Genomic DNA, 22483 nt, shown 5'->3' with positions numbered 1-22483 from the left:
CAGATTATTTTCCGTTTTTTACTACTGACATTGTATGAAACATACCATTTTCAATGATTAATGCATTGAGTTGACCATCGAAGGCACAGCCACCATCAATACCGATAATCCGGTTCTTACCAAAGTAAACATTGTCTTGATTATGTATTTTTCTTGTGGGTGTATGTCCGAAGATAACAGTCTCAGGCTGATTGTAGTGATAAATAAATTCATCACGAAGATGGAGAAACTCTAATTTGGTTGTTTTTTTCAGGCCGTGTATCGGATTAACTCCAGCATGAACAAAAATTAGATTTGAGTCCACTTCAACGTATGGGAGTGATTTTATAAAGGAAACTTGCGAATAAAAACGATCTAAAATCATTTTTCTTATTTGATTTTCTTTTATTACGTCACTAAGTAATTGAGAAATATCTACCCTATTTATCCCTAGTCGATTTAAGCAACTATTTATCGTAGCCAGTCCACCATTCCTGCCAGCATAATAAAGAATATTTTCCTTATCTTCAAGCCATTGTATAAATAAGTCGTCATGGTTTCCTAGTAAAGCCCTTGCACCTTGTCTACACCATTCGATTACTGTATCCAACACTCCTATGCTATCAGGTCCCGAATCTACATAGTCTCCAAGAAAAATAACTTCTTCTGGTTGAGCGTTTGTCTTCTTTAACAGTATGTCTAGTTCTACAGAACAACCATGAATATCCGAGATCGCGATTTTTCTCATTTTTTCTTTTCACCTGCCCTATGAATACTTTCGACATAACTGAGCTCATTAAGGTACTTTCAATCTTGTCTCTGATAGATTAGTAACTCTTACTCTATAATAAACCCTATTATGCCTAACATTGTATTAATTTCGAAAGATTCCAAATAAAAACTATACAGACTTTCATGGCCTGATTGCTGTTCCTCCCACGAATCGATCGGCACTTGTAGTAAACGTAAGCCAATAATCAACAGAGAACAGAATTCGCTCTTCCCTTGTTATCCCGCTTATTTTCCCTGCGGATTATTATATGTATTAGCTAAAGGAATTTTTGAACCAGAACCATCATATTGATTTTTATTAATTGTCTAAAAGTGAGTCACAACTAGTCTTCCTTAATAAAAAATACCTTGGAGGCTTAAGATTCCAAGGTCCTTTTTACTTATTACAACTATTAAATAGCAAACACTATTGAAAAACCGGATAATCTTATCTATGGGGAAAAGATCTAATTAAATTTGAAGTCCCTTGGGTCTTGAAGGAAATTGGTTATGCTTAACGATGCAGCTCCGAGGGCCCAGCATATTTGTTGAGTTGGGAGATGAATATCTCATCCTTTAGCGAAATATACCTCGATTCCCTCTTTGTAACCGCCTTCTTTATGGACTTTAAAATAATGGGATTAGACTCAATCAAGTCACTTCTCAAGATAATCGAATCGGGGTTAAACGTATTGAAAATATTTGGTAAACCAACCCCTAAAAAATAACCAAATTTCTCTATTTCCAACAATATATCCCAATCGTTTTCTAAAATCTTATGGACTTGTTCAAGTGTTATTTCCCTTCCCTCTTTTATCCTAGAAAGATTCCTTTAAACAAAGTACCGATCCCTTTATCTGAATTTTATTATATCGAAAAAATTTATTAATTTGTATATTGTTCTCTTAAAAAATATGTGCTAGTATAAATTCACAAACTTAGTTTATTCAGTAAACAAACAAAATTAATAATCTGTTTTATTTTTTCGTAAAAATGTAAATGGTTTCACTATGATATTACTAGTTAAAGAGGTGAAAAAAGGCTCAACATAAAGAGAAACTCAACATATTTACCTTTTGAAGGAACCTAAATTTTTAATAGTATGATTGAAAGTTATTTTACAATATCCACAAAATTAGATCATTCAGATAAACTAAGTAAGCGCTTTTTTTATTTATCAATTATGTAAGCGGATAACGTTTCACCAAACTTATTTATGTAAGCGGATAAATCGGATAAGAATTTAACCGAAAAGGAGATAGTAACATGGCTTTAATGAAGTCAACAATTCCAGAAATGGACAATAATTCTAACAAAGACATTAAAAATGACGAGTATCGCGAGGTCGGCCTTGCTGAACGTATCGGTTACGGTCTTGGGGACTTTGCCCAGAACCTTGTATTTGGTACAGTCGGAGGATTCCTGGCACTCTACCTGACTACAGTTAATGCCATTGGTACAGCAGCTGCTGGCTTTATCTTTTTGTTTGTCCGGATCGTCAACGTTGTCTGGGATCCGATGGTTGGTACGTATGTCGATAAACGAACATTTAAGAGTGGTAAATATCGTCCTTGGCTTCTGTATGCAGGTATTCCACTTCTCATTTTATCAGCGATGCTATTTGTTCCAATTCCAGCCATTCGCGGTTCAGTCGCAGTAGCCTTTATCACTTATTTGCTGCTTGACTTAGTTTATTCACTGGTTAACATTCCTTATGGTTCTCTGAATGCATCACTAACACGGAACCCTCGATCAGTAGACAAAATCACAACTACTCGTATGATGCTGTCAAACGTTGCTAACCTAATGGTTTATACACTGTTCCCAATTTTTGTCCAAATGGCATCACCAAAAGACCGCGAACTTAAAGACACAGGGTTCTTCGGTCTTCAACTCAACATGGGTACTTATACCGATGAATCAGCAGGTAACGCCTGGTTTTGGGTTTTCATGGTTTACATGGTTATTGGTGCAGTCGCGTTGTTCCTTTGCTACCGCCTTACAAGAGAAACAGTAGTCGCAACTGCGGAACAAACTGCAAAAGTAAAAGCTTCCGACCTGTTCGTTGAAATGAAGAATAATAAGCCACTCGTTATTCTTGGTCTGTTCTTTATGCTTGCTTTCACTTTCATGTTCTTCATGAACACCGTAAACGGTTTCTTTAACCAATACGTGGTCAACCATTCAGAGTGGATGGGTGCGATAGGTCTTATCGCTTCTATTCCTGGTATACTTTTCCCAGTCTTCTGGCCAAAAATCAAGCATATCTTTGGTAAAAAAGGATTCTTCTATCTCTTCCTTGGTATGTTTATTATAGGTGAACTCCTTACTTGGGTATGGTCGTTAGAAGGCATGCACGATTCACTTGCCCTTGCTTATGTAGCAACCTTTATCAAACAATGGGGTCTCACTTCAGCAACTGGTTTCATGTGGGCACTCGTTCCTGAAGTTGTCTCTTATGGTGAAATGAAGTCCGGCAAACGTAACGCTGCTATCATTAACGCCATCATGGGTCTCTTCTTCAAAGTTGGGTTTACACTAGGCGGTGCCATTCCTTTATGGGTACTTGCTGCATCTGGTTTCGATGGAAATGCAGTGAAGCAAACAGCAGGTGCCCTTGCCGGTATCAATTTAACAGCTATCTGGATTCCAATTGCGCTTGCTATCGTTTCAATGATTATCATTGCTCTTTACCCACTTTCAGATAAAGACGTCGAAGATATCAATAAAAAACTTGATGCTTCTCGTGCCTAAGCAACACTCAGATAGACTATTAAAAATGAATTGAAACACGAAAAACAGCACAAGGACTGTGCTGTTTTTTCGTTGTTCTACTACTCCTTTAACCCAGCGGCAACAGAATCGTCGTCAGTACCCTATTTTTACTGGTTTAAAGTTCAAGTATGGAATCATCTATATATCCATTTAAATCGCAATATCTTAAGAATCTCTTATTGTTTTTATCCTTACATTAGCAGGAACTGGACTTAATCACTAATCATGTAACATATAGGAATTATAGCTTTTAAGAAGTCTTTTATTAATATCATGATTTGCTATATCCTCCCGAATAATTCATGAAGTAATTAAAGTATACATGATAATGATGTATCATTCTTTTAGAAAGCCATCCTATGGCTTTTATCGTTAAGAACATATCAAGCATAGTGGTAAATAAAAATTCTTCTCTAATCTTTAGATACATTTACTCAGTTTCTCGTATAAATCTAACCTTTGAGAATTTTGTTTTTGGCATCAAAAAACCTCCTACAATGTTTTAGTAGAAGGCTACAAACTAAATATTATGCAAACGGTCTACAACTGAATCGCTAAAAAAGTATAAAAATCCGTTTGGGCATATAAATGACCAATATGTAAGAAACCTGATGGTTGGCGGGACCGCGTGGGAATCGAACCCACCTGACCTGGCACGCAGGTCACAAGCGGTTTTGAAGACCGTGGAGGACACCAGTACCCCATCCAGCCCCGTAGTGACAAGTTCTATTATAATTCGCCATTCATATTTTTTCAACCTTCTTGACTCATTTGCCAAAGAATCCCTCACTTGTCTTATTCACTATGCTGATACTATAATAAAAATAACGAGATTTAGTGAATGAAGGGGATTTAAGATGCTAGACGGATGGTTTATGTGGTTTATCGTATTTTGGTCGGTTGTGATGGTCGGGTTAATGGCAATTGGTGGGTTTTTTATGTTTCGGAAGTTCTTGAAAAAACTTCCTAAGGAAGACGGTAAATCCGATATGGATTGGGAAGAGCATTATGTGAACGAAACGAAGCATCTCTGGCCTGATGATCAAAAGGAATTTCTTGAAGATCTAGTGAGCCCAGTTCCGGAACTATTTCGCGATGTGGCACGTCAAAAAATCGCAGGAAAAATTGGCGAGTTAGCTCTAAAGGAAAAGGTTTCAAGAATTACCCAGGACCTAGTCATCCGTGGTTATATCATGGCGACACCAAAACGTGATCATAAATTTTTACGACAAAAGTTGTCTGAGAACAAAATTAATATCCAACCTTATGAACATTTATTTTAAGCTGTCTCAGTCGAGACAGTTTTTATTTTGCCCTGAAACTTTAAGGGATTTTTTTAAGTCATATGTCTATAAAAGCTGCTCAAAAACTTGTATAATGTTATCTAATTGCATAGTAAATGTTTTCTAGGGTTCCGCAGGCGCACCATGCTTGGTCTGGTCCGAGAGAAAACACACAGTATTTATCTGTGCCACGGAGGGATAAAAGCCCGGGAGATCTGTTACCTATCCTAACAGTTCTCTCGGTTTTTTTATTTTACGGGTAACCTATTAAATATAAGGAGTGAGTCTTCATGAATCGCAACTGGATCATCGTAATTATTGCGGCCCTGTTTGAGGTCTTTTGGGTTATTGGGTTAAAGCATGCCGATAATGCTTTGGAATGGGGCGGCACCATTATTGCTATTATTGTAAGCTTTTACGGATTAATCATTGCCGGCCGGGGACTTCCTGTCGGAACTGTATATGCCGTTTTTGTTGGCTTAGGGACTGCGGGGACAACTGCTGCAGATCTCCTCTTTTTCGGAGAACCTTTCAAGCTTGCGAAAATCCTCTTGATTCTTCTTTTACTTGTAGGAGTAATTGGCTTAAAGCTGGTTACAGATGAAAAAGTTTCTGAGGAGGTGAAGGCATAATGGCATGGGTCTCGTTAGTGATTGCAGGTTTATGTGAAATGGCAGGGGTTGCGATGATGAATCAATATACCCATGATCGTAAACTGCGTTCTCTCCTACTGCTAATTCTCGCCTTTGGTGCAAGCTTTTCCTTCCTATCCCTTGCAATGGAAACCTTACCTATGGGAACAGCCTATGCGATTTGGACAGGAATAGGTGCCTCAGGAGGAGCTGTGATTGGTATGTTATTTTACGGGGAATCAAAAGATTGGAAACGGATATTATTTATTGCGATAGTGTTGAGTGCTGCAGTTGGGTTAAAGCTAGTTTCTTAATTTAGGGGCTGGACGATTGAGCATGATTATAGCTGAAGGTTATAGTAGTAGTTAGATTGTTTTCATATTCAATCGTCTAGGAACTCCCTTCTTTTCGGGCAATTAACTCCCTCTATTTTCCCGTTGTACCCACCTTTCCATGCTCACCAGGCAATTACTCTTACTCCCATAAAAAGACGTGTGAACCAAGTTCACACGTCTATTCATCAACTTATTCTAATTAGACTGTCGTTGGCTTAATCTGTCCGTTTAACTCACGAAGAAGCTTTTTATACTCAATGAGCATCGCTACACGCCATGGAACAATCATTCCAAACGCAAGGATCCAGAACATTCCTCCTAGCTCACCGACATCGATTGTTGCGCTTAAAATAATCTTAGCAACCAGTCGAACCAATAAAAGCCCTACTAAGATATACATGAACGCCTTTGAGCGTTTTAAATAAATTTCGTTATCTTTAATTTCAAACTTAGACGTTCTAATCAGCAAGATTGAAAATAGCATCCCTATGGCCAATGCCTCGACCACTTGTAGGAACTCCACTCGAAACATGGGAAACAAAAACATTAACGCTCCCGTACTCATAAATACTGGGGGCAGAATGATTTTTTTCGCTGATGTTGGTCTTTTCGCTGCCTTCATACGCACGAACAGTGCAAGAGTCCCCATCCCAATTGCACCTATTGTCGAGAGTAATAAATAGTCCATATGTTTCATCCTTTTAAGTAGGTTTACATTGTCATTATACAGTAATTTCGTTTTGATTTTAACAAAGTAAAATCATATATACTTTCCTCTCATTGTTCGAACGGTAAACTTATAGACCTTGAAAGCCTCCAAAGAGTGGGGATAGGAAAGCAATAATTCGAGTCATCCAATCAAAATAAAGGACAACCCCCATCAGGATCATGATGTAGCCACCAATTTTCATGATTTTCACATTGTTTTTTCGAATCCATTGCATTTTGCCAACGAAAAAGCTAAGGATGAAGAATGGAATCGCAAATCCTAGAATATAAGCGATCATATAAAGCATTCCCGATCCTGGATTAGAACCTGCAAGCAAAATAACGGACGCAAGGATAGGGCCAGTACATGGAGTCCACCCAGCTGCAAACGCCATTCCAATGAGCACCGTACCAAAATAACCTGCAGGACGGTTTTTAAATTCAAATTTCCGGTCTTTCATTAGCCATTTTGGTTGAAAGATTCCGACCACCATTAAGCCAAATAGTACAATGAATATCGCACCAATTTGTCGAATTAAATCATTGTACTGACTGAAGATCTGCCCGATAAATGAAGTGGCAAAGCCAAGGGCAATAAAAATAATGGAAAAACCAACAAGAAAAAACAGTGTATGGAGCATGCTCCGCCTTTGCAGCATCGCATTATCACTCTTAATCTCCCCTACTGACATCCCCGTGATATACGATAGAAACGCGGGATAGAGGGGAAGGCAGCACGGTGATATGAAGCTTAAGAATCCAGCCCCAAATGCTAGAAGAACGTTAACATCCGTCATTAATAAACATCTCCTGTTTTACATCAATTCGTTTTCATTCTAACAAATCCACTCCATAAAAGATACGAAATGGACTGTGAACAATTTAGTAACGTTGCAAACCTCAGAATCTCTCGCAATTCGTCGAATGATTCCCTTTGAATTCTAGGCTATTTTGAATTATACTAGATTTCGTGCCTTGAAATTTCTTGAATTTTTTTCAATAGATTTACAGATAATAGTTACTATTATTGGAAAGGAAACTCAATGTCAAAAAACGAACTAGTTAGACTCATTGAAAAGAAACGCTCCGAACTCATCCAAATAGCGTCTACCAATGGATTAACCTCCTCTGCAGCGATCCGCTATAGCCAAGAACTTGACCATTTACTAAATACCTACAACCGAAAATACACTCAAACAAGTAAAACCTATTAAAAACAGCTGAAAGCCAAGAAGGCAACCAGCTGTTTTATTTTTTTCTTCAGGCTCCCGATCAAACTTTGTCTCTTTTTCCAATAAAGTTGATCGCATATGATTAGAGCATGCAAAGTTAACTCACCACATCCTCTAATCTTTCAACAGAACCATTTTGGAGCAAATACATCTTATGGTATAGCCCTTTTAGGTTGAGAAGCTCTTGATGGGTTCCCCGCTCTACGATTTCCCCTTGATGAAGGACTAGAATTAAATCAGCATCTTGAATGGTTGATAGACGATGAGCAATCGCAATCGTCGTTCGCCCCTTGCGCATTTTTGCAAGAGCTGTTTGAATTGCTTCCTCAGTTTCTGTATCAATATTTGCAGTTGCTTCATCTAAGATTAATATCTTCGGATTGGTTGCGATTGTTCTAGCAAAAGCTATCAACTGTCTCTGACCACTTGAGAACGTCGCTCCCCGTTCGACCACCTGATGGTCAAAGCCTTCCTCAAGCTTATTTACAAATGCGTCCGCCTGAACAAATTTTGCCGCTTCTTCAATTTCCTCATCCGTAATTCCCTCGTTGTGAAGACGAATATTATCTTTCACGCTTCCAAAGAAGAGGAACGGGTCCTGAAGAACGAGCCCCATACGGTCTCTAAGCTCATTTATTGGGTAATCCTTAATGGATACTCCATCAATGATGATTTCGCCACGGTTGTACTCATAAAAGCGCATCAAGAGATTAATAATTGAGCTTTTGCCACTACCTGTGTGACCGACAAGGGCAACTGTTTGACCCGGCAATGCCGTAAATTCAATGTTCTTCAAAACATCACGTTTACCATCATAAGAAAAGCTCAAATTACGAACCTCAATTTTCCCATCTACAACTTTTTTATCGCTCACAACAGGCTGTTCTGGTGCGATATCTTTGTCGTCTAGTAGCTTAAATACTCTTGAAGCAGCAACAATGGCCTGCTGATACATCGACAACCGCTGCATAATTTGGTTTACCGGCTCAAAGAATCGATCTAGATAATTGATAAACGCATAAAGTACACCAATTTCAACTGGATTTTCAAACGAACTAATCCCAAAATAGCTTAAAACAATAATAAGTGCGAGGATATAAACAAGATCAATCGCTGGTCGTAATAATAGTCCGTCTGCTTTTATATTACGCATGCCTGCCTGATAGTGTTTATCATTGATTTCCCCGAATTCACCTCGAAGGCGTTTTTCCTGACGGAATACTTGAATGATCGACATTCCCTGCAACGATTCGCTAAGTTTCGCATTAAGCTGACTAAGACGCTCACGCATATCTAAGTAAAATTTCGAGCTAAGTTTTCTGTAAATCACCATGATCATCATAATAAACGGCATAACAATCAAACAGAAAAGAGCCAATTTTACATTTAACACAAACATGGCAACCAGGATTCCTACTAGTAAGAACCCACTCTGGATAAAGGTGGCAATGACAAAAACGAACATATCCTTAATCGCTTCAGTATCATTTGTTACTCTTGAAACAATTGACCCTGCCGGGGTTCTATCGAAATATCGTAATCCAAGGGATTGTACCTTCGTAAACACATCAACCCGTAGCTGCTGAATAATTTTAAGAGCAACCTCTTGAAATTTATAAAGTTGATAATACGATACAAACACGTTCATAATTTGAATTCCCATATAAGCGATCCCGAGCATCAGCAAGGGCTCATATGGAAAATGTCCTATTGTTAAATAATCATCAATGAATATTTTGATTAAAATGGGTCCAATGACATCCCCAACCGTCGTCAGCAATAAAAACCCAAATGCAAGTAATATTGCTTTAATATGCGGCCTAGTATAAACCAATAATCTTTTTAACACTGTTCGTTGTTGTTTCGAGTCTAACGGTGTTAGTTTCTCCTCCATACGTTACCCCCCTAACTCGACAATCTCTTCTAGCTGTTGGCGCAAATACATATCCTTGTACCAGCCCTCGTGTTCCATTAACTGCTCATGAGTGCCGCGTTCAACAATCTCGCCTTCGTCTAAAACGAGAATTAAATCCGCATGTTCAATCGCGCTTAGGCGATGTGCGGTAATCAAAGTTGTCTTTCCTTCCCGATTGTCTTTCAATGCTCCTAAAATTTCTTCTTCTGTCTTCGCATCAACTGCGGAAAGAGAATCATCTAAAATTAAAATCTCTGGGTTCATTAAGATTGCCCGGGCAATCGATATCCGTTGTTTCTGTCCCCCTGACAAGGAAACACCTCGCTCCCCAACAACCGTTTCATAGCCATTGGTAAAATCAAGGATATCTTCATGAATACGTGCAATTCGAGCCGCCTCATAGATTTGTTCACGAGGGGCATTGGGTTCAGCAAAGGCAATATTTTCAGCAACTGTGGCTGAAAATAAAAAATGATCTTGAGGAACATAGCCAACCGCTTCCCTTAATTTATCTAGTTGATAATCTGTCAGCATTTGTCCCCCAATGGAAATACTTCCATCATAGCCTTCAAATTCACGAATGAGGACCTTTAGAAGCGAAGTCTTCCCCGCCCCTGTTTTACCGACAATCCCTAAGGTTTGGCCTTGATGTAATGTAAAATCAATCTCTTTTAACTGAGGCTTTTGTTCCCCTGGGTAAGCAAATCTATCTATTTTATAGACAATATCTCCTTTAGGAACCATTTGAATTGCACCCTTTTGATCGCGAATCTCTACCTTTTCACCTAATAAGGAATTAACTCGGTCAAGTGAAGCCCGCCCGCGTTCGACAATGTTGAACAAGTGACCAAAGGCTAGCATCGGCCAAATTAAAAGCCCTAAATAGGTGGTAAAGGATACCAGGCTCCCAATCGTCATTTCCCCATTTAGGACGAACCTTGAACCAAAGGCAATGGATAAAAAGAAGGAAATCCCGACGATTAAAGAAATGGTTGGATCAAATAAGGCATCAATCTTTGCAACAGAAATATTTTTCTTTACAACATCCTCTGATTGTCTACGGAAATCTTCTATATCTTCTTTTTCCTGACCAAAGGTTTTAATGACTTTAATCCCCGTTATACTTTCTTGGGACTTATCATTCAAGGTTGAAAATGCCTCTTGGGCCTTATGGAACCGCGAATGAAGCATTTGTCCGTACCACCCAGTGAGAATGGCCATTAAGGGCATTGGCAAAAGACAAATCAACGTCAGTTTCCAACTGATGGTGGTGGCCATCGCAATCACAACAAACCCACCGGTAGCAAGGGAGTCGACCAACGTAAGTACCCCTACCCCAGCCGTTTGTTGGATAGCTTGTAGGTCATTTGTAGCATGAGCCATTAAATCTCCAGTTCTCCGTTTTTGATAGAAATTTGGCGACATCCTGGTAAAATGCTCATAGAGCCGATTACGTAAAAGCTTGGCTAGCTTTACAGACGAACCAAAAATCATAATTCTCCAGAAATAGCGAAGCACATACATCCCTACTCCAGCCACAATCAGGATTAGAACCCATTGAAAAAGTCCCTGTCTTGTCAGCGTCCCCGTCTCAATCTCGTCTACAACCATTCCAATTACCCGAGGTGGAACTAGCTGTAGAAAAGCAACAAAAAGAAGCATAAGAATTCCAATTAAATACGCTTTTTTTTCTGCTTTAAAGTACCACATTAAATCTAGAAATGCTTTCATTGTCTTATCCTCCAAGCACGTTACTCTTAAGCCTCACTATTTTATCAAATGTTCACAAAATAAGGAAGATTAATGTTTCCGCAATAATTTTAATCATTAGACTCTTTAAATCCATTTGGATAAGAGTAGCTCAATAAAAAAACTGCCCCAATTGTTAGCTATCAACAAAATGGGAGCAGTTATTTAGGAGTACTATATGAGAGTAATCCTTTTCCTATTAATGGAGGAGGATTACGGTTTACTTATTATGGTCACACACTACACTGTTTAGTTCTAGGAGCTTTGGTTAAACTTACGCTTATTTTGCTTGAGTTTGTTTATCTAACTCCTCCTGGTTTTGAGCGGCTTTCTCTTCTGCCTCTTTTTTCATTTCTTCGATTTCAGTTTTCATTTCTTCAGGGATATACTCTGCCTTGTCTATATACCGAATGATTACTTTATAATCGCTGATCATATCAGTGTAGTTTTTCTCATTTGTACTTTCATCTACATAGGATTTTGATTGCATTTCATCATGCTTTTTTAATGCAGAAGCCAAATTGTAAAAGTCTTTCTGAGAATCAGAATCAAAGGCAACCGTTTCTTTGATTACCGTATCATAGTCTCTCGCAAGTAGTAATTCAGTGTATTTTTTATCTTCTTCCGTTGGAGTTCGTACACTTTGTTCTTCAGTGTTCTTGTCTTTCTCAGAATTCTTTTCTGTTTCAGCTGCCTGATTGCCTTCCGGTGCAGACTGCTCTTCACCAGCTTCTTTCGTTCCACAAGCTGACAATACTAAAAGTGCAGATAGGATAAGAAATAATGCTTTTTTCATGTAAAAGTCTCCTCTTGTTTGTTTTGTTTCTATACTTTTTTTAATATGTACCTAAACCATGATATTTAGGTGTAGAAGAATTTTCAATTATCCCAAAACTTCTTCAGTAAACGTGAAAAACCACTTTTCTTTGTCATTTCAAAGAAAAAGTGGTTTTTCATGTGTGCTAGCTTTTACCTCTAGCAAATGTAACCTACTTCAGTAGTAGTGCTCATTTTATTTACCTTGCTGTTTATTCATTGCTGACATCATTTGATTGATCTTCTTCTGAGATGGTTTTTGTCCCATCTGCATCATCATGACTTTTAGCATTTGTTCATTAATTGGCGGATTTTTCTTCAAGTAGTCCATCATATACTTACGAGCAATGAAAAATCCTAGTGCTACACCAGCAGCTAAAGCTAGTATACCTACTAGAACGTAAGTCCACATAATCTTTTTTCCTCCTTCATGTTGTCTACCATACAGTGTACTCGACCAAACGTAATTATACAATATTCGCGAGCATTTTTCTCTGTTTTAGACAAATTTTCTTTCTTTGATAGGCTTCAACCACCCATATCGGTTGCTGCCGATATCAACAGCCATGAAAGAGGTTTCAATTTTACGAAGGACTTCAAAGAAAATTGTTTCTGCTTCCAGACTTCCTTCGGATTCTACCAAGAGAGTTCGATCATTCAATACTTTTAATGCGGCGCTACTTTGTATTTTATTCGTTCGAAGATAGTACATTCCTTGTTCTGCCTTAAACCCAGTATGTTTTGAAAGCTGCTGATAAAGCAATTGATGGATTCGTAGTACAGGTAATGGTTTAGTCAGATACTCAATTTGCCTTGAGATGATTGAATGCAGTTCACTATTTGCAGAGCTGTGTTCCTTAAATAATTGATAGAACATTCTTTCACGACCAACATAATGGCTAGCGATTTCATCTTTAATTAAATAAAGTTGATAGGACCTCATCCGATCCCCTCCTCTTTAGACAGGCTTTATTCCATTATAGAAAAATAATGCTTTCGTATTTGTCTAAAGGTGTTGCGAAAAGGCACTTTTTTTGTCAGATTCGAAAATTTACCCTAAATGTATAATACTATCCAATCCTTTTATTAAAAAAAGTCCTTTCTTCACATGACAAGACATAAAAAGGGAATACTATCTATCACCAAGGTTATTGAAATTACAACTTGATTTCTCTATAGAAACGGAATGATTGAAGATGGAAGATAAAACAAATATTCGCTTAACAGCTGCAGAGATGTCAGGATTATGGACCCAATACATTAACGACACATTAGTGAAGTGTATAACTAGTTATTTTCTCGAAAACGTGAGCGACGAGAAAGTTCGCCCTGTGATTGAATTTACTTTGAATACTGCCAATCAGAACTTAACCATGATAGGCAATATATTTAAAAAAGACCACTTTCCCATTCCGGTTGGATTTACGGATGAGGATGTTAACATTAAAGCTCCGAAGCTTTTTTCTGATACATTTATGTTGATGTATTTACGTCATCTGTCCATCCTTACCATGGCCGCGAGCAGTGCGATGTTAGGTGTAGTCACTAGAAGAGATGTTGTCGAGATACATAAAGTCGTTTTGAAAAAAAGTGTAGAATTACAAGATAGGACAAGGGACCTCATGTTAGAGCAAGGTACTTATATTCGTCCTCCCTTTATCTCCATTCCTGATAAGGTTGATTTTGTAGAAAAACAGCAATTTTTAACTGGTTTTTTCGGAAAGAAGCGCTCCCTTTCCTCAGTCGAAATTACTCATCTGTTTCTTAATATCCAAACGAATTATATTGGAAAGACCTTAATTACTGGTTTAGCTCAGGTTGCTGAAAAAGAAGAAGTAAAACAGTTGCTATTAAGAGGAAAAAAGATGGCGCAAAAACATGTGGAAATCTTTAGCAAGTACCTTTTAGAGGAAGACCTACCAGCTCCTATGGGCTGGGATACAGCCATTACAGATACTACTGCGAAGGTATTTTCAGATAAGCTAATTGTATTTCATGTATCTGGAATGATAGCGGCAGGGGTTGGAAACTATGGTGCTGCGATGGCAGCTAGTCCGAGAAGGGATATTGGGGCACGTTATGCTTCCTTGGTCCCCGAAGTCACTCTTTACGCTGAGGATTGCGCAAACCTAATGATAAAAAAAGGCTGGATGGAAGAACCCCCACAAACGGATGACCGTGATGGGTTAATAAAAGGCGAACCTTTACCAGAATAATATTTTATATCGCTTTCAAAACTCCCTCTTTACGAGGGTTTTTTTATCCCTTAAGACATAAAAAAGGAATGAAGACTTTGTCTCCATTCCTTTTTTATTGTTCAGATACAAGGGCATCTATCATGAACAAGCCGCTTATTCGATTCTATGATGATTAGTTTTGAATAAGAGCTTTCACACGGGATACAACATTTTCAACTGTAAAACCATATTCCTGCATGATTTTTTCACCAGGTGCTGATGCTCCGAATTGGTCGATAGCAAGGACCTCTCCCTCATCTCCAACATAACGGTGCCATCCTAATGATGTACCCATCTCAATTCCAAGACGTTTCTTAACAGATTTCGGAATCACAGATTCTTTGTATTCCTTAGATTGTTGTTCGAAACGATCCCATGATGGCATGCTGATAACAGAAACCTGAATTCCTTCTGAAGCAAGAGCTTCTTGAGCTTTTACTGCAAGGCCAACTTCAGATCCAGAAGCAAGCAATAACGCATCAGGGTTATCATTTCCAGCTGGTGAAATTACATACGCACCACGAGATACACCGTCATATGCATTCTTATCAGTATCTTTAATTGTAGGTAAGTTCTGACGGGTTAACACTAGTGCGGTCGGCTTATCCTTGGATTCTACAGCTACTCTCCAAGCTGCAGCTGTTTCGTTTCCATCTGCAGGACGGATAACACCTAGATTTGGCATCGCACGTAGTGCTGCTAATTGCTCAACTGGTTCATGTGTTGGGCCATCTTCTCCAACTGCGATACTGTCATGCGTAAACACATAGGTTACTGGAAGTCCCATTAGTGCTGCCAAACGAATTGCAGGACGAAGGTAATCAGAGAAGACAAAGAATGTTCCACCAAATACTTTTAATCCTCCATGCAATGCCATTCCATTCATTGCGGCACCCATTGCAAATTCCCGAACGCCAAACCAGATATTACGACCTTCAAATGAGCCAGGGAAGAAATCTCCTGAACCTTTGACCATGGTTTTGTTGGAACCTGCCAAGTCAGCCGAACCACCGATAAAGAAAGGAACAGAATTTGCAACAGCATTTAGAGCTTCTCCTGAGGAAGCACGGCTAGCAAGACTCTTTCCTTCTTCATATACAGGAAGAGAATTTTCCCAACCTTGTGGAAGCTCTCCTTTAGTCGCTGCCTCAAGTTGTGCTGCGAGTTCAGGATATTCAGCCTTATACTTTTCAAAAAGTTCATTCCACTCTTGTTCGGTAGATTGTCCCTTTTCTACAATCTGCTTTTCGAAGTTTTGATAAACTTCTTCAGGTACATGGAAATCTTCTTCAAATGTCCATTTATACGCTTCTTTAGTAAGCTTTAACTCATCTGCACCTAATGGAGCACCGTGTACATCTGACTTACCAGATAAGTTCGGAGAACCATACCCGATGACGGTTTTCACTTCGATCATTGTTGGACGTTCTAAATCACTTTTCGCTTCTTCTAGTGCTTTTGCAATCTCTTCTAAATTGTTTCCGTCTTCAACACGGATATATTGCCAGCCATAAGCCTTATAGCGACCTTCTATACTTTCAGAGAAAGATTTATCTAAATCTCCGTCAAGTGATATATCATTTGAATCATATAAAACAACTAAACGCCCAAGCTTTAGATGAGCCGCTAGTGAAGAGGCTTCGGCTGAAACGCCTTCCATTAAATCGCCGTCTCCACAGATGCTATATGTAAAGTGGTTTACAATTTCGTATTGATCTTTGTTATAAACTGCCGCTAAATGACGTTCTGCCATAGCCATACCTACTGCCATAGCGACACCTTGTCCTAGTGGTCCAGTTGTTGCTTCTACCCCAACTGTGTGTCCATATTCAGGATGACCAGGGGTTTTACTTCCCCATTGACGGAATTGCTTAATTTCCTCCATTGGCAGTCCATAACCGGAAAGGTGGAGTAAGCTATAAAGCAACATCGAGCCATGTCCAGCAGACAAAACAAAACGGTCACGGTTCAACCAATCAGGATTTTTTGGATTATGATTCATGAAGCGAGTCCATAGAGTATACGCCATTGGGGCTGCCCCCATCGGCATACCTGGATGCCCAGAATTAGCTTTTTCAATTGCATCAATCGATAGAGTACGAATCGAGTCGATGGATAGAGTATCGATTTTATCGAACATTAGATACATCCTTTCTATTTAAACTACATACAACCTTAATATTATAGGTACTGCTTTTTTTATTCAACAATTGTCTACAAAAAAATGCAAAAATCTTCTTTAACCCTTTTTATTATCCCAAAAAGGTGAACTACTATGTAAATGCATAAAAAAGCCAAGGTCATGACCACGGCTTTTGAAATTCATTTAATGTAGCTTTTTCTTATCCCGAGCTTGTTCTTCCTTTAACTTCTTTGGTGTAACATCATTTCCAAGGGGATCAACAATAGTGACACCTTTTAATGTGTTGACCATAGAAGCTCTAAAAGTCTGGAGATATTCTGCTCGTAGTGCAGATTGTTCTTTCGCCTCTTTTTCTGTTAAACGAGAAGTCTTGGCTTTTCTCGCTAATTCATTAATTCTTGCTAGTTTATCTTTAGAAAGCATTAAAAAGCTCCTTTATTAAGAAATTAACATAGAAGCTATTTTACGTGAAAAGGGTCTTTTTTACAAGAATAGAGCACAAAACTCTCTATAGATGGATCACGTTCATTTTGAAAATGATTATAGTAAGAGAAAAGCGATTCAACGACCAACATCAAATTAAAAGATAAACATCTACCAATTACAAGTTATTGGGATTGTTCATCATCCAACGCTTTTGAATCCATATATTCTTGATAACGTCGGTGAACGGTAGCTTTTGATACTTGATATCCAAACCCTCTTAGCGTTGCTGCAATATCCGCGAAAGTTAGACCATTCTGGCGCAACCTTACGATTTCAGTAATTGGTGCATCTTTGCGCTCACGCCCAGAGTTTTCTCCTTGATTTTTTAAATTTCTCTCAGGCTGATATCCCCTTTTAATTGCTCGATTCATCCCACGTTTGATTTTAATATTATGTAGTTTTCTTTGGTACTCTTCGACCATACCTACAATCTGCAAAACCATTGTATCTGAATCAGAAAGCTGAAGCTCTCCATGGTGAGAGATGCTATATAATTTAGCACCTTCTTTCACTATGCAATGAAGGAGGGCAATCTTAGCATTTCCTCTGCCCAAGCGTGTTTCGTCTTGAATGAGTACAGCATCTATCTTTTCCTCCTTTATCGTTGTAAGGAGTTCTAATATCCCATCTCTTTCTAGGTCATAGCCACTAGCCTGTTCTTTTATAACGGTGAAAACTTCCAACCCTTTACTTAAGGCTAAACCCAGTAATTCTTCTTCTTGTCTTACTAGCGAAGATTCTTGTGTATCTTTTTTGGTACTAACTCTACAGTAAATAACTGCTTTCATTTTTTTCACCCTATTCTAGATCAATCCCAGCGTATTGCTCTGCATCGTTTGGTGCGGGGGTGACCGGTAGGACTAATTCCTCCCCTACATAGATTTTACCATCTGAAATTCCATTCTTTCTCTCAACCCATGCAACAAATTCATGTTTAGATAGATTATGATTATCTGAAAAATCCTCGGCCATCTCCCAAAGTGATTCCCCTGATTTTACTGTTACTTTTATGTATTTTTCATCCTCTAATTTAAGCCCACTAGCTAATATCAATGAAAGTATGAGACTCGTTGCGATTAATAAAATGGTATAAGAGTTGTTTCGCCATATCTTTTTCATTATTCACACCTCATTTCAGAATGTATGTTCGTTTATTTGATTTGATTATAATGCGAACATTTGTTTCTTGTCAACAAAAATGTTCGAACTTATGTTTGTACCATACGAACATACGTGTTATAATAAGAACAGATAAAAAAGACGAGGTGCGTGAAAATGACAAAATTATCAAAAAGGCAGCAAGACATCCTTAGTTTCATCAAGGATGAAGTTAGAAAAAAAGGCTACCCACCATCCGTTCGTGAAATTGGCGAGGCAGTAGGCTTAGCATCTAGCTCAACTGTTCACGGCCATCTGGCCCGTCTAGAAAGCAAGGGATTAATTCGCCGGGATCCTACTAAGCCACGTGCAATTGAAATCCTTGAAATCGACCAAGATATACCTACTCCAAAATACAGTGTTGTAAATGTCCCTGTTGTCGGAAGAGTTACAGCAGGTCAACCAATCACTGCTATTGAAAATGTTGAAGAATACTTCCCACTTCCAGATACACTTGTCCCTTCCGAAGAACAAGTGTTTATGCTTGAAGTCATGGGTGACAGTATGATTGATGCTGGTATTCTTGATGGTGATTATGTCATTGTTAAACAGCAGCAAACTGCCAATAATGGAGAAATTGTCGTAGCTATGACAGAAGAAGATGAAGCAACTGTTAAACGTTTCTTTAAAGAAAAAGACTTCATCCGCTTACAGCCAGAGAATCCAACCATGGAACCCATTATGCTTAGAAATGTTTCTATCCTTGGAAAAGTAATTGGCGTTTACCGTCATATGCATTGATTGATCTATCAAAAAGAGCTTGCCCCACTACCTTTTGGTTAAAATGGGACAAGCTCTTTTTGATGGGGATGGATAGTAGAATAGGATTATGGGATTTGGAGCGGCTAAGCTGACCACTTTTAGTTTATTCTCTTGAAGAGGAAACACTGAACGAACCACCGTGACCGTGTTCTGTTTTTCCCCTCTTAATGGATCGCTGCACGAACCAGCTTGACCATTTTCATATTTCTATTCCCTACATAAAAAACCCCCGACACCATAGGTGCCAGGGATTTTGGGGGTAACAAATTTATTAGTACATGCTCATGTACTGCTCGCGCTCCCATGGGTGGACTTGCGTACGGAACATATCCCACTCGATTTCTTTTGCTTCGACGAAATGTTCAAGGATGTGCTCACCTAATGCAGCACTGATTACTTCATTTGTTTGCAACTCTTCTAGGGCAAGATGAAGGTTTGAAGGAAGATCAACGATTCCTGCTTCTTGGCGTTCTTCTTTATCCATTACATAGATGTTGCGGTCAACTGGTGCTGGAGGAGTCAATTTGTTCTTGATTCCATCTAGTCCAGCTTGTAGAAGAACAGCCATTGCTAGGTATGGGTTAGCCGCTGGGTCTACGCTACGTACTTCAACTCGTGTGCTCAATCCACGGGATGCAGGAATACGAATCAATGGTGAACGGTTTTGTGCTGACCATGCAACATAACAAGGAGCCTCATAACCAGGAACCAAACGCTTATAAGAGTTTACTGTTGGATTTGTTACAGCAGTGAAGGCTGTTGCATTTTTAATCGTACCAGCAATAAACTGTCTAGCAGTTTCACTTAATTCAAGATCACCTTTTGGATCATAGAATGCATTTTCGCCATTTTTAAACAATGATAGATTCATGTGCATTCCAGAACCGTTTACACCAAACAATGGTTTTGGCATGAATGTAGCGTGAAGACCATGCTTACGTGCAATTGTCTTTACAACTAGTTTAAATGTTTGGATATTATCACAAGCTGTAATTGCATCTGCATATTTAAAGTCGATTTCGTGCTGTCCAGGAGCTACTTCATGGTGAGAAGCTTCAATTTCAAAGCCCATTTCTTCAAGCTCAAGCACGATATCACGACGGCAGTTTTCACCAAGATCAGTTGGAGCAAGGTCGAAATATCCACCATTATCATTTAACTCTAGAGTTGGTTCCCCTTTTTCATCCAATTTAAATAGGAAGAATTCTGGCTCTGGTCCTAAGTTAAAATCTGTGAAACCTAGCTCTTCCATTTCTTTTAAGACACGCTTAAGGTTTGCACGTGGGTCACCAAGGAATGGAGTTCCATCTGGATTCTGAATATCACAAATCAAACGAGCTACTTTTCCTTTTTCAGCAGTCCAAGGGAATACAACCCATGTGTCTAAATCAGGAATTAGGTACATATCTGATTCTTCGATTCGTACGAATCCTTCAATGGAAGAGCCATCAAACATCATTTTGTTATCTAACGCTTTTTCAAGCTGACTGATTGGAATTTCAACGTTTTTAATTGTTCCTAAGATATCAGTGAACTGCAGACGAATGAACTTAACATTTTCCTCTTGAGATAAACGCACAATATCTTCTTTAGTAAATTTAGCCATTCTTTTTTCCTCCTACTATTTTCATATTTTCATAATTTTACTGGAGTCTAGGCGGGTGGCCCTGGCCCCGATTAAATCTTCCGGCTCTGAGTAGCTCTTTGCGAAGAAGCTTACGCAACTCAGCATCCGATAGATCTTTGCGAACTTTTTCAGCTTCTTTGTTTTCTTCATCGGTTGGTACATCATCTTGTTGCTGCTTCACATTGAAAATTTGTTTAATGCCAGCAAGATTGACACCTTGGTCAATTAAATCCTTGACTTCAAGCAGTTTGTCAATATCGTTTAAGGAAAAAAGACGCTTATTGCCTTCTGTTCTTGCTGGAGAAATCAAGCCATGTTCTTCATAATATCGAATCTGCCGTGCTGTTAAATCTGTCAACTGCATGACAATCCCTATCGAAAACAGTGGCATATTCCGGCGAATCTGGCTTCCGCCCATTTGATTTCTCTCCTTTCTCCTTCTGATAATTTTATTATATGTAACGTAAGTTAACATGTCAACGGTATGTTATATAATCTAACATGGTTTTTGCTTAAGCGTTTAGAAATAACTTCAAATAAGTCAATCTATGGTCGTCCGTAGCGTTAGTTATCCCTTATCGACGAATCTTCATCCTTTAATCAATCATTACCATTCCTTTTTCAACTAATCGATCAAGCGCAAGACAGATGGCCATTTTTACATGGGAATACGTTAAACCACCTTGGACATAAGCAACATACGGTGGACGCGTTGGACCGTCTGCGGTTAGTTCTATACTTGCACCTTGGATAAACGTACCTGCCGCCATAATGACATCGTCTTCGTATCCAGGCATATAGCTTGGGTACGGGGTAACATGAGAATTAATTGGAGAAGCGAACTGTATCGCTTGGCAGAAAGCAACCATTTTGTCGCGGTCATCAAATTGAACCGACTGAATCAGGTCCGTCCTTTCTGCGTTCCATTTCGGCTGTGAGTTCATCCCACAGCGCTCCAGGATGGCCGCTGTAAACACAGCTCCTTTTAATGCTTGTCCTACAATATGCGGCGCTATGAAAAAGCCTTGGTACATCTCCTGTAGTGTGTAAAGAGAGGCACCTGCTTCGGCACCAATTCCGGGTGATGTCATTCTGTAAGAACAAGCTTCTACTAATTCAGTTTTTCCGACAAGATACCCACCTGTCTTGGCTAACCCACCCCCTGGATTTTTAATCAGCGAACCAGCCATCAGGTCAGCCCCGACATGACAAGGCTCTTGCGCTTCAACGAATTCACCGTAACAATTGTCTACGAAAACAACCACATCTGGTTTAATTTCTTTAACAAAGCGAACCATCTCACCAATTTCAGCCGTCGTGAAGGAAGGTCGAGTTGCATACCCTTTTGAACGCTGGATGCCAATCATTTTTGTATTTGGCTTAATTGCTTTTTCAACGTTTTGCCAATCTATTTCGCCATCGGCCGTTAAATCGACAGAATCATAAGAGATGCCGAACTCTTTTAACGACCCATTGCCACTCCCGCGAATTCCAACGATTTCTTCTAGCGTATCGTAAGGCTTCCCCGTCATATATAAGAGCTCGTCACCCGGGCGGAGGATTCCAAATAAGGCAATGGAGATGGCATGGGTACCGGAAATGATTTGTTGCCTTACCAAACCAGCTTCACCACCAAATACATCGGCATAAATTTTCTCTAATGTGTCACGTCCAATATCATCGTACCCATACCCAGTGGACGGAATAAAATGAGAATCACTGACCCTATATTTTTGAAAACTTTGCAACACACGAAACTGATTGGTATCAATCATTTCATCGATTTTTTTATGCACTTCCGCAATTTGTTGCTCGATTTGCTGAACTAGTGGTTCAAGCTTTGCTCCGGAGTTCAATTGTGTAAACATGTTGTGG

General features: G+C 39.1%; 23 protein-coding genes, 1 tRNA gene and 1 riboswitch. Of the genes, 7 read left to right on the top strand and 17 right to left on the bottom strand.

Annotation, left to right across the window (positions count from 1 at the left end):
• Positions 1-4: 4 nt before the first annotated feature.
• Together H0185_RS21415 and H0185_RS24580 are read right to left on the bottom strand one after the other, a co-directional pair.
• Complete coding sequence (locus H0185_RS21415) at positions 5-727, bottom strand: metallophosphoesterase (RefSeq protein ID WP_221875534.1); 723 nt, start codon at positions 725-727, stop codon at positions 5-7.
• A gap of 537 nt (positions 728-1264) precedes the next feature.
• A complete protein-coding gene (locus H0185_RS24580) occupies positions 1265-1549 on the bottom strand; it encodes an ROK family protein (RefSeq protein ID WP_425515842.1) in 285 nt (94 codons plus the stop codon).
• Positions 1550-2016: 467 nt separating this feature from the next.
• Here H0185_RS24580 and H0185_RS21405 point away from each other — a divergent pair, with 467 nt between their 5' ends.
• Positions 2017-3504 (top strand): MFS transporter, encoded by a 1488-nt coding sequence (locus tag H0185_RS21405; RefSeq protein WP_221875533.1) that lies wholly within the window; start codon positions 2017-2019, stop codon positions 3502-3504.
• Positions 3505-4141: 637 nt separating this feature from the next.
• On the opposite strand, the gene H0185_RS21400 is transcribed toward H0185_RS21405, so the two are convergent.
• Positions 4142-4238: transfer RNA gene (locus tag H0185_RS21400), tRNA-Sec, on the bottom strand.
• A gap of 144 nt (positions 4239-4382) precedes the next feature.
• On the opposite strand from H0185_RS21400, the gene H0185_RS21395 reads away from it, so the two are divergent.
• From H0185_RS21395 to H0185_RS21385, 3 genes are all read left to right on the top strand, one after another.
• Entirely contained in the window at positions 4383-4808 is a 426-nt protein-coding gene (locus H0185_RS21395) for a DUF2621 domain-containing protein (RefSeq protein ID WP_221875532.1), read from the top strand.
• 112 nt (positions 4809-4920) lie between these two features.
• Positions 4921-5023: riboswitch (guanidine-I (ykkC/yxkD leader) on the top strand.
• Positions 5024-5098: 75 nt separating this feature from the next.
• Complete coding sequence (locus H0185_RS21390; RefSeq protein ID WP_221875531.1) at positions 5099-5440, top strand: DMT family transporter; 342 nt, start codon at positions 5099-5101, stop codon at positions 5438-5440.
• On the top strand, positions 5440-5754 hold the full coding sequence (locus H0185_RS21385; protein ID WP_246629342.1) for a DMT family transporter: 315 nt from the start codon (positions 5440-5442) through the stop codon (positions 5752-5754). The genes H0185_RS21390 and H0185_RS21385 overlap by 1 nt, the downstream gene beginning before the upstream one ends.
• A 220-nt stretch (positions 5755-5974) precedes the next feature.
• Here H0185_RS21385 and H0185_RS21380 read toward each other — a convergent pair whose 3' ends face one another.
• Together H0185_RS21380 and H0185_RS21375 are read right to left on the bottom strand one after the other, a co-directional pair.
• Positions 5975-6463, bottom strand: coding sequence for a CcdC family protein (locus H0185_RS21380; RefSeq protein WP_221875530.1), 489 nt, complete (start codon positions 6461-6463; stop codon positions 5975-5977).
• Positions 6464-6572: 109 nt separating this feature from the next.
• Positions 6573-7280: a cytochrome c biogenesis CcdA family protein gene (locus H0185_RS21375; protein WP_221875529.1), complete on the bottom strand. Its 708-nt coding sequence runs from the start codon at positions 7278-7280 to the stop codon at positions 6573-6575.
• Positions 7281-7526: 246 nt separating this feature from the next.
• Here H0185_RS21375 and H0185_RS21370 point away from each other — a divergent pair, with 246 nt between their 5' ends.
• Positions 7527-7697 carry an aspartyl-phosphate phosphatase Spo0E family protein gene (locus H0185_RS21370; RefSeq protein ID WP_221875528.1) on the top strand — a complete coding sequence of 57 codons (171 nt, stop codon included), beginning with the start codon at positions 7527-7529 and terminating at the stop codon, positions 7695-7697.
• Positions 7698-7812: 115 nt separating this feature from the next.
• Here H0185_RS21370 and H0185_RS21365 read toward each other — a convergent pair whose 3' ends face one another.
• From H0185_RS21365 to sirA, 5 genes are all read right to left on the bottom strand, one after another.
• Positions 7813-9609 carry an ABC transporter ATP-binding protein gene (locus H0185_RS21365; protein ID WP_221875527.1) on the bottom strand — a complete coding sequence of 599 codons (1797 nt, stop codon included), beginning with the start codon at positions 9607-9609 and terminating at the stop codon, positions 7813-7815.
• A gap of 3 nt (positions 9610-9612) precedes the next feature.
• Positions 9613-11361 carry an ABC transporter transmembrane domain-containing protein gene (locus H0185_RS21360; RefSeq protein ID WP_221875526.1) on the bottom strand — a complete coding sequence of 583 codons (1749 nt, stop codon included), beginning with the start codon at positions 11359-11361 and terminating at the stop codon, positions 9613-9615.
• A 298-nt stretch (positions 11362-11659) separates the two neighbouring features.
• Positions 11660-12175: a hypothetical protein gene (locus H0185_RS21355; protein WP_221875525.1), complete on the bottom strand. Its 516-nt coding sequence runs from the start codon at positions 12173-12175 to the stop codon at positions 11660-11662.
• A 216-nt stretch (positions 12176-12391) separates the two neighbouring features.
• A complete protein-coding gene (locus tag H0185_RS21350) occupies positions 12392-12607 on the bottom strand; it encodes a YneF family protein (RefSeq protein ID WP_221875524.1) in 216 nt (71 codons plus the stop codon).
• Positions 12608-12694: 87 nt separating this feature from the next.
• Entirely contained in the window at positions 12695-13138 is a 444-nt protein-coding gene (gene sirA / locus H0185_RS21345; protein WP_221875523.1) for a sporulation inhibitor of replication protein SirA, read from the bottom strand.
• Positions 13139-13391: 253 nt separating this feature from the next.
• Here sirA and H0185_RS21340 point away from each other — a divergent pair, with 253 nt between their 5' ends.
• Entirely contained in the window at positions 13392-14411 is a 1020-nt protein-coding gene (locus tag H0185_RS21340) for a DUF3231 family protein (RefSeq protein WP_221875522.1), read from the top strand.
• A gap of 154 nt (positions 14412-14565) precedes the next feature.
• Here H0185_RS21340 and tkt read toward each other — a convergent pair whose 3' ends face one another.
• From tkt to yneA, 4 genes are all read right to left on the bottom strand, one after another.
• Positions 14566-16572, bottom strand: coding sequence for a transketolase (tkt, locus tag H0185_RS21335; protein WP_221875521.1), 2007 nt, complete (start codon positions 16570-16572; stop codon positions 14566-14568).
• Between the two features lie 186 nt (positions 16573-16758).
• A complete protein-coding gene (locus H0185_RS21330; protein ID WP_221875520.1) occupies positions 16759-16998 on the bottom strand; it encodes a DUF896 domain-containing protein in 240 nt (79 codons plus the stop codon).
• Positions 16999-17183: 185 nt separating this feature from the next.
• A complete protein-coding gene (locus H0185_RS21325; protein ID WP_221875519.1) occupies positions 17184-17849 on the bottom strand; it encodes a YneB family resolvase-like protein in 666 nt (221 codons plus the stop codon).
• Between the two features lie 10 nt (positions 17850-17859).
• Complete coding sequence (gene yneA, locus H0185_RS21320; protein ID WP_221875518.1) at positions 17860-18180, bottom strand: cell division suppressor protein YneA; 321 nt, start codon at positions 18178-18180, stop codon at positions 17860-17862.
• 156 nt (positions 18181-18336) lie between these two features.
• Between yneA and lexA the strand changes: the two genes are divergently transcribed.
• On the top strand, positions 18337-18960 hold the full coding sequence (gene lexA / locus H0185_RS21315) for a transcriptional repressor LexA (protein ID WP_221875517.1): 624 nt from the start codon (positions 18337-18339) through the stop codon (positions 18958-18960).
• Positions 18961-19252: 292 nt separating this feature from the next.
• On the opposite strand, the gene glnA is transcribed toward lexA, so the two are convergent.
• The 3 genes from glnA to H0185_RS21300 form a co-directional block, all read right to left on the bottom strand.
• Complete coding sequence (glnA, locus tag H0185_RS21310) at positions 19253-20587, bottom strand: type I glutamate--ammonia ligase (protein ID WP_221875516.1); 1335 nt, start codon at positions 20585-20587, stop codon at positions 19253-19255.
• 37 nt (positions 20588-20624) lie between these two features.
• Positions 20625-21026, bottom strand: coding sequence for a MerR family transcriptional regulator (locus H0185_RS21305; RefSeq protein WP_221875515.1), 402 nt, complete (start codon positions 21024-21026; stop codon positions 20625-20627).
• Positions 21027-21204: 178 nt separating this feature from the next.
• Positions 21205-22476 carry a methionine gamma-lyase family protein gene (locus H0185_RS21300; protein ID WP_221875514.1) on the bottom strand — a complete coding sequence of 424 codons (1272 nt, stop codon included), beginning with the start codon at positions 22474-22476 and terminating at the stop codon, positions 21205-21207.
• Positions 22477-22483 lie beyond the last annotated feature (7 nt).

It is taken from the genome of Mesobacillus maritimus, from assembly GCF_019749255.1.
In the GTDB taxonomy this organism is placed as follows: Bacteria; Bacillota; Bacilli; order Bacillales; family Cytobacillaceae; genus Mesobacillus_B; species Mesobacillus_B maritimus_A.
The sequence above is the reverse complement of the archived record's forward strand: the minus strand, read 5'-3'. Positions and strand labels throughout refer to the sequence as shown.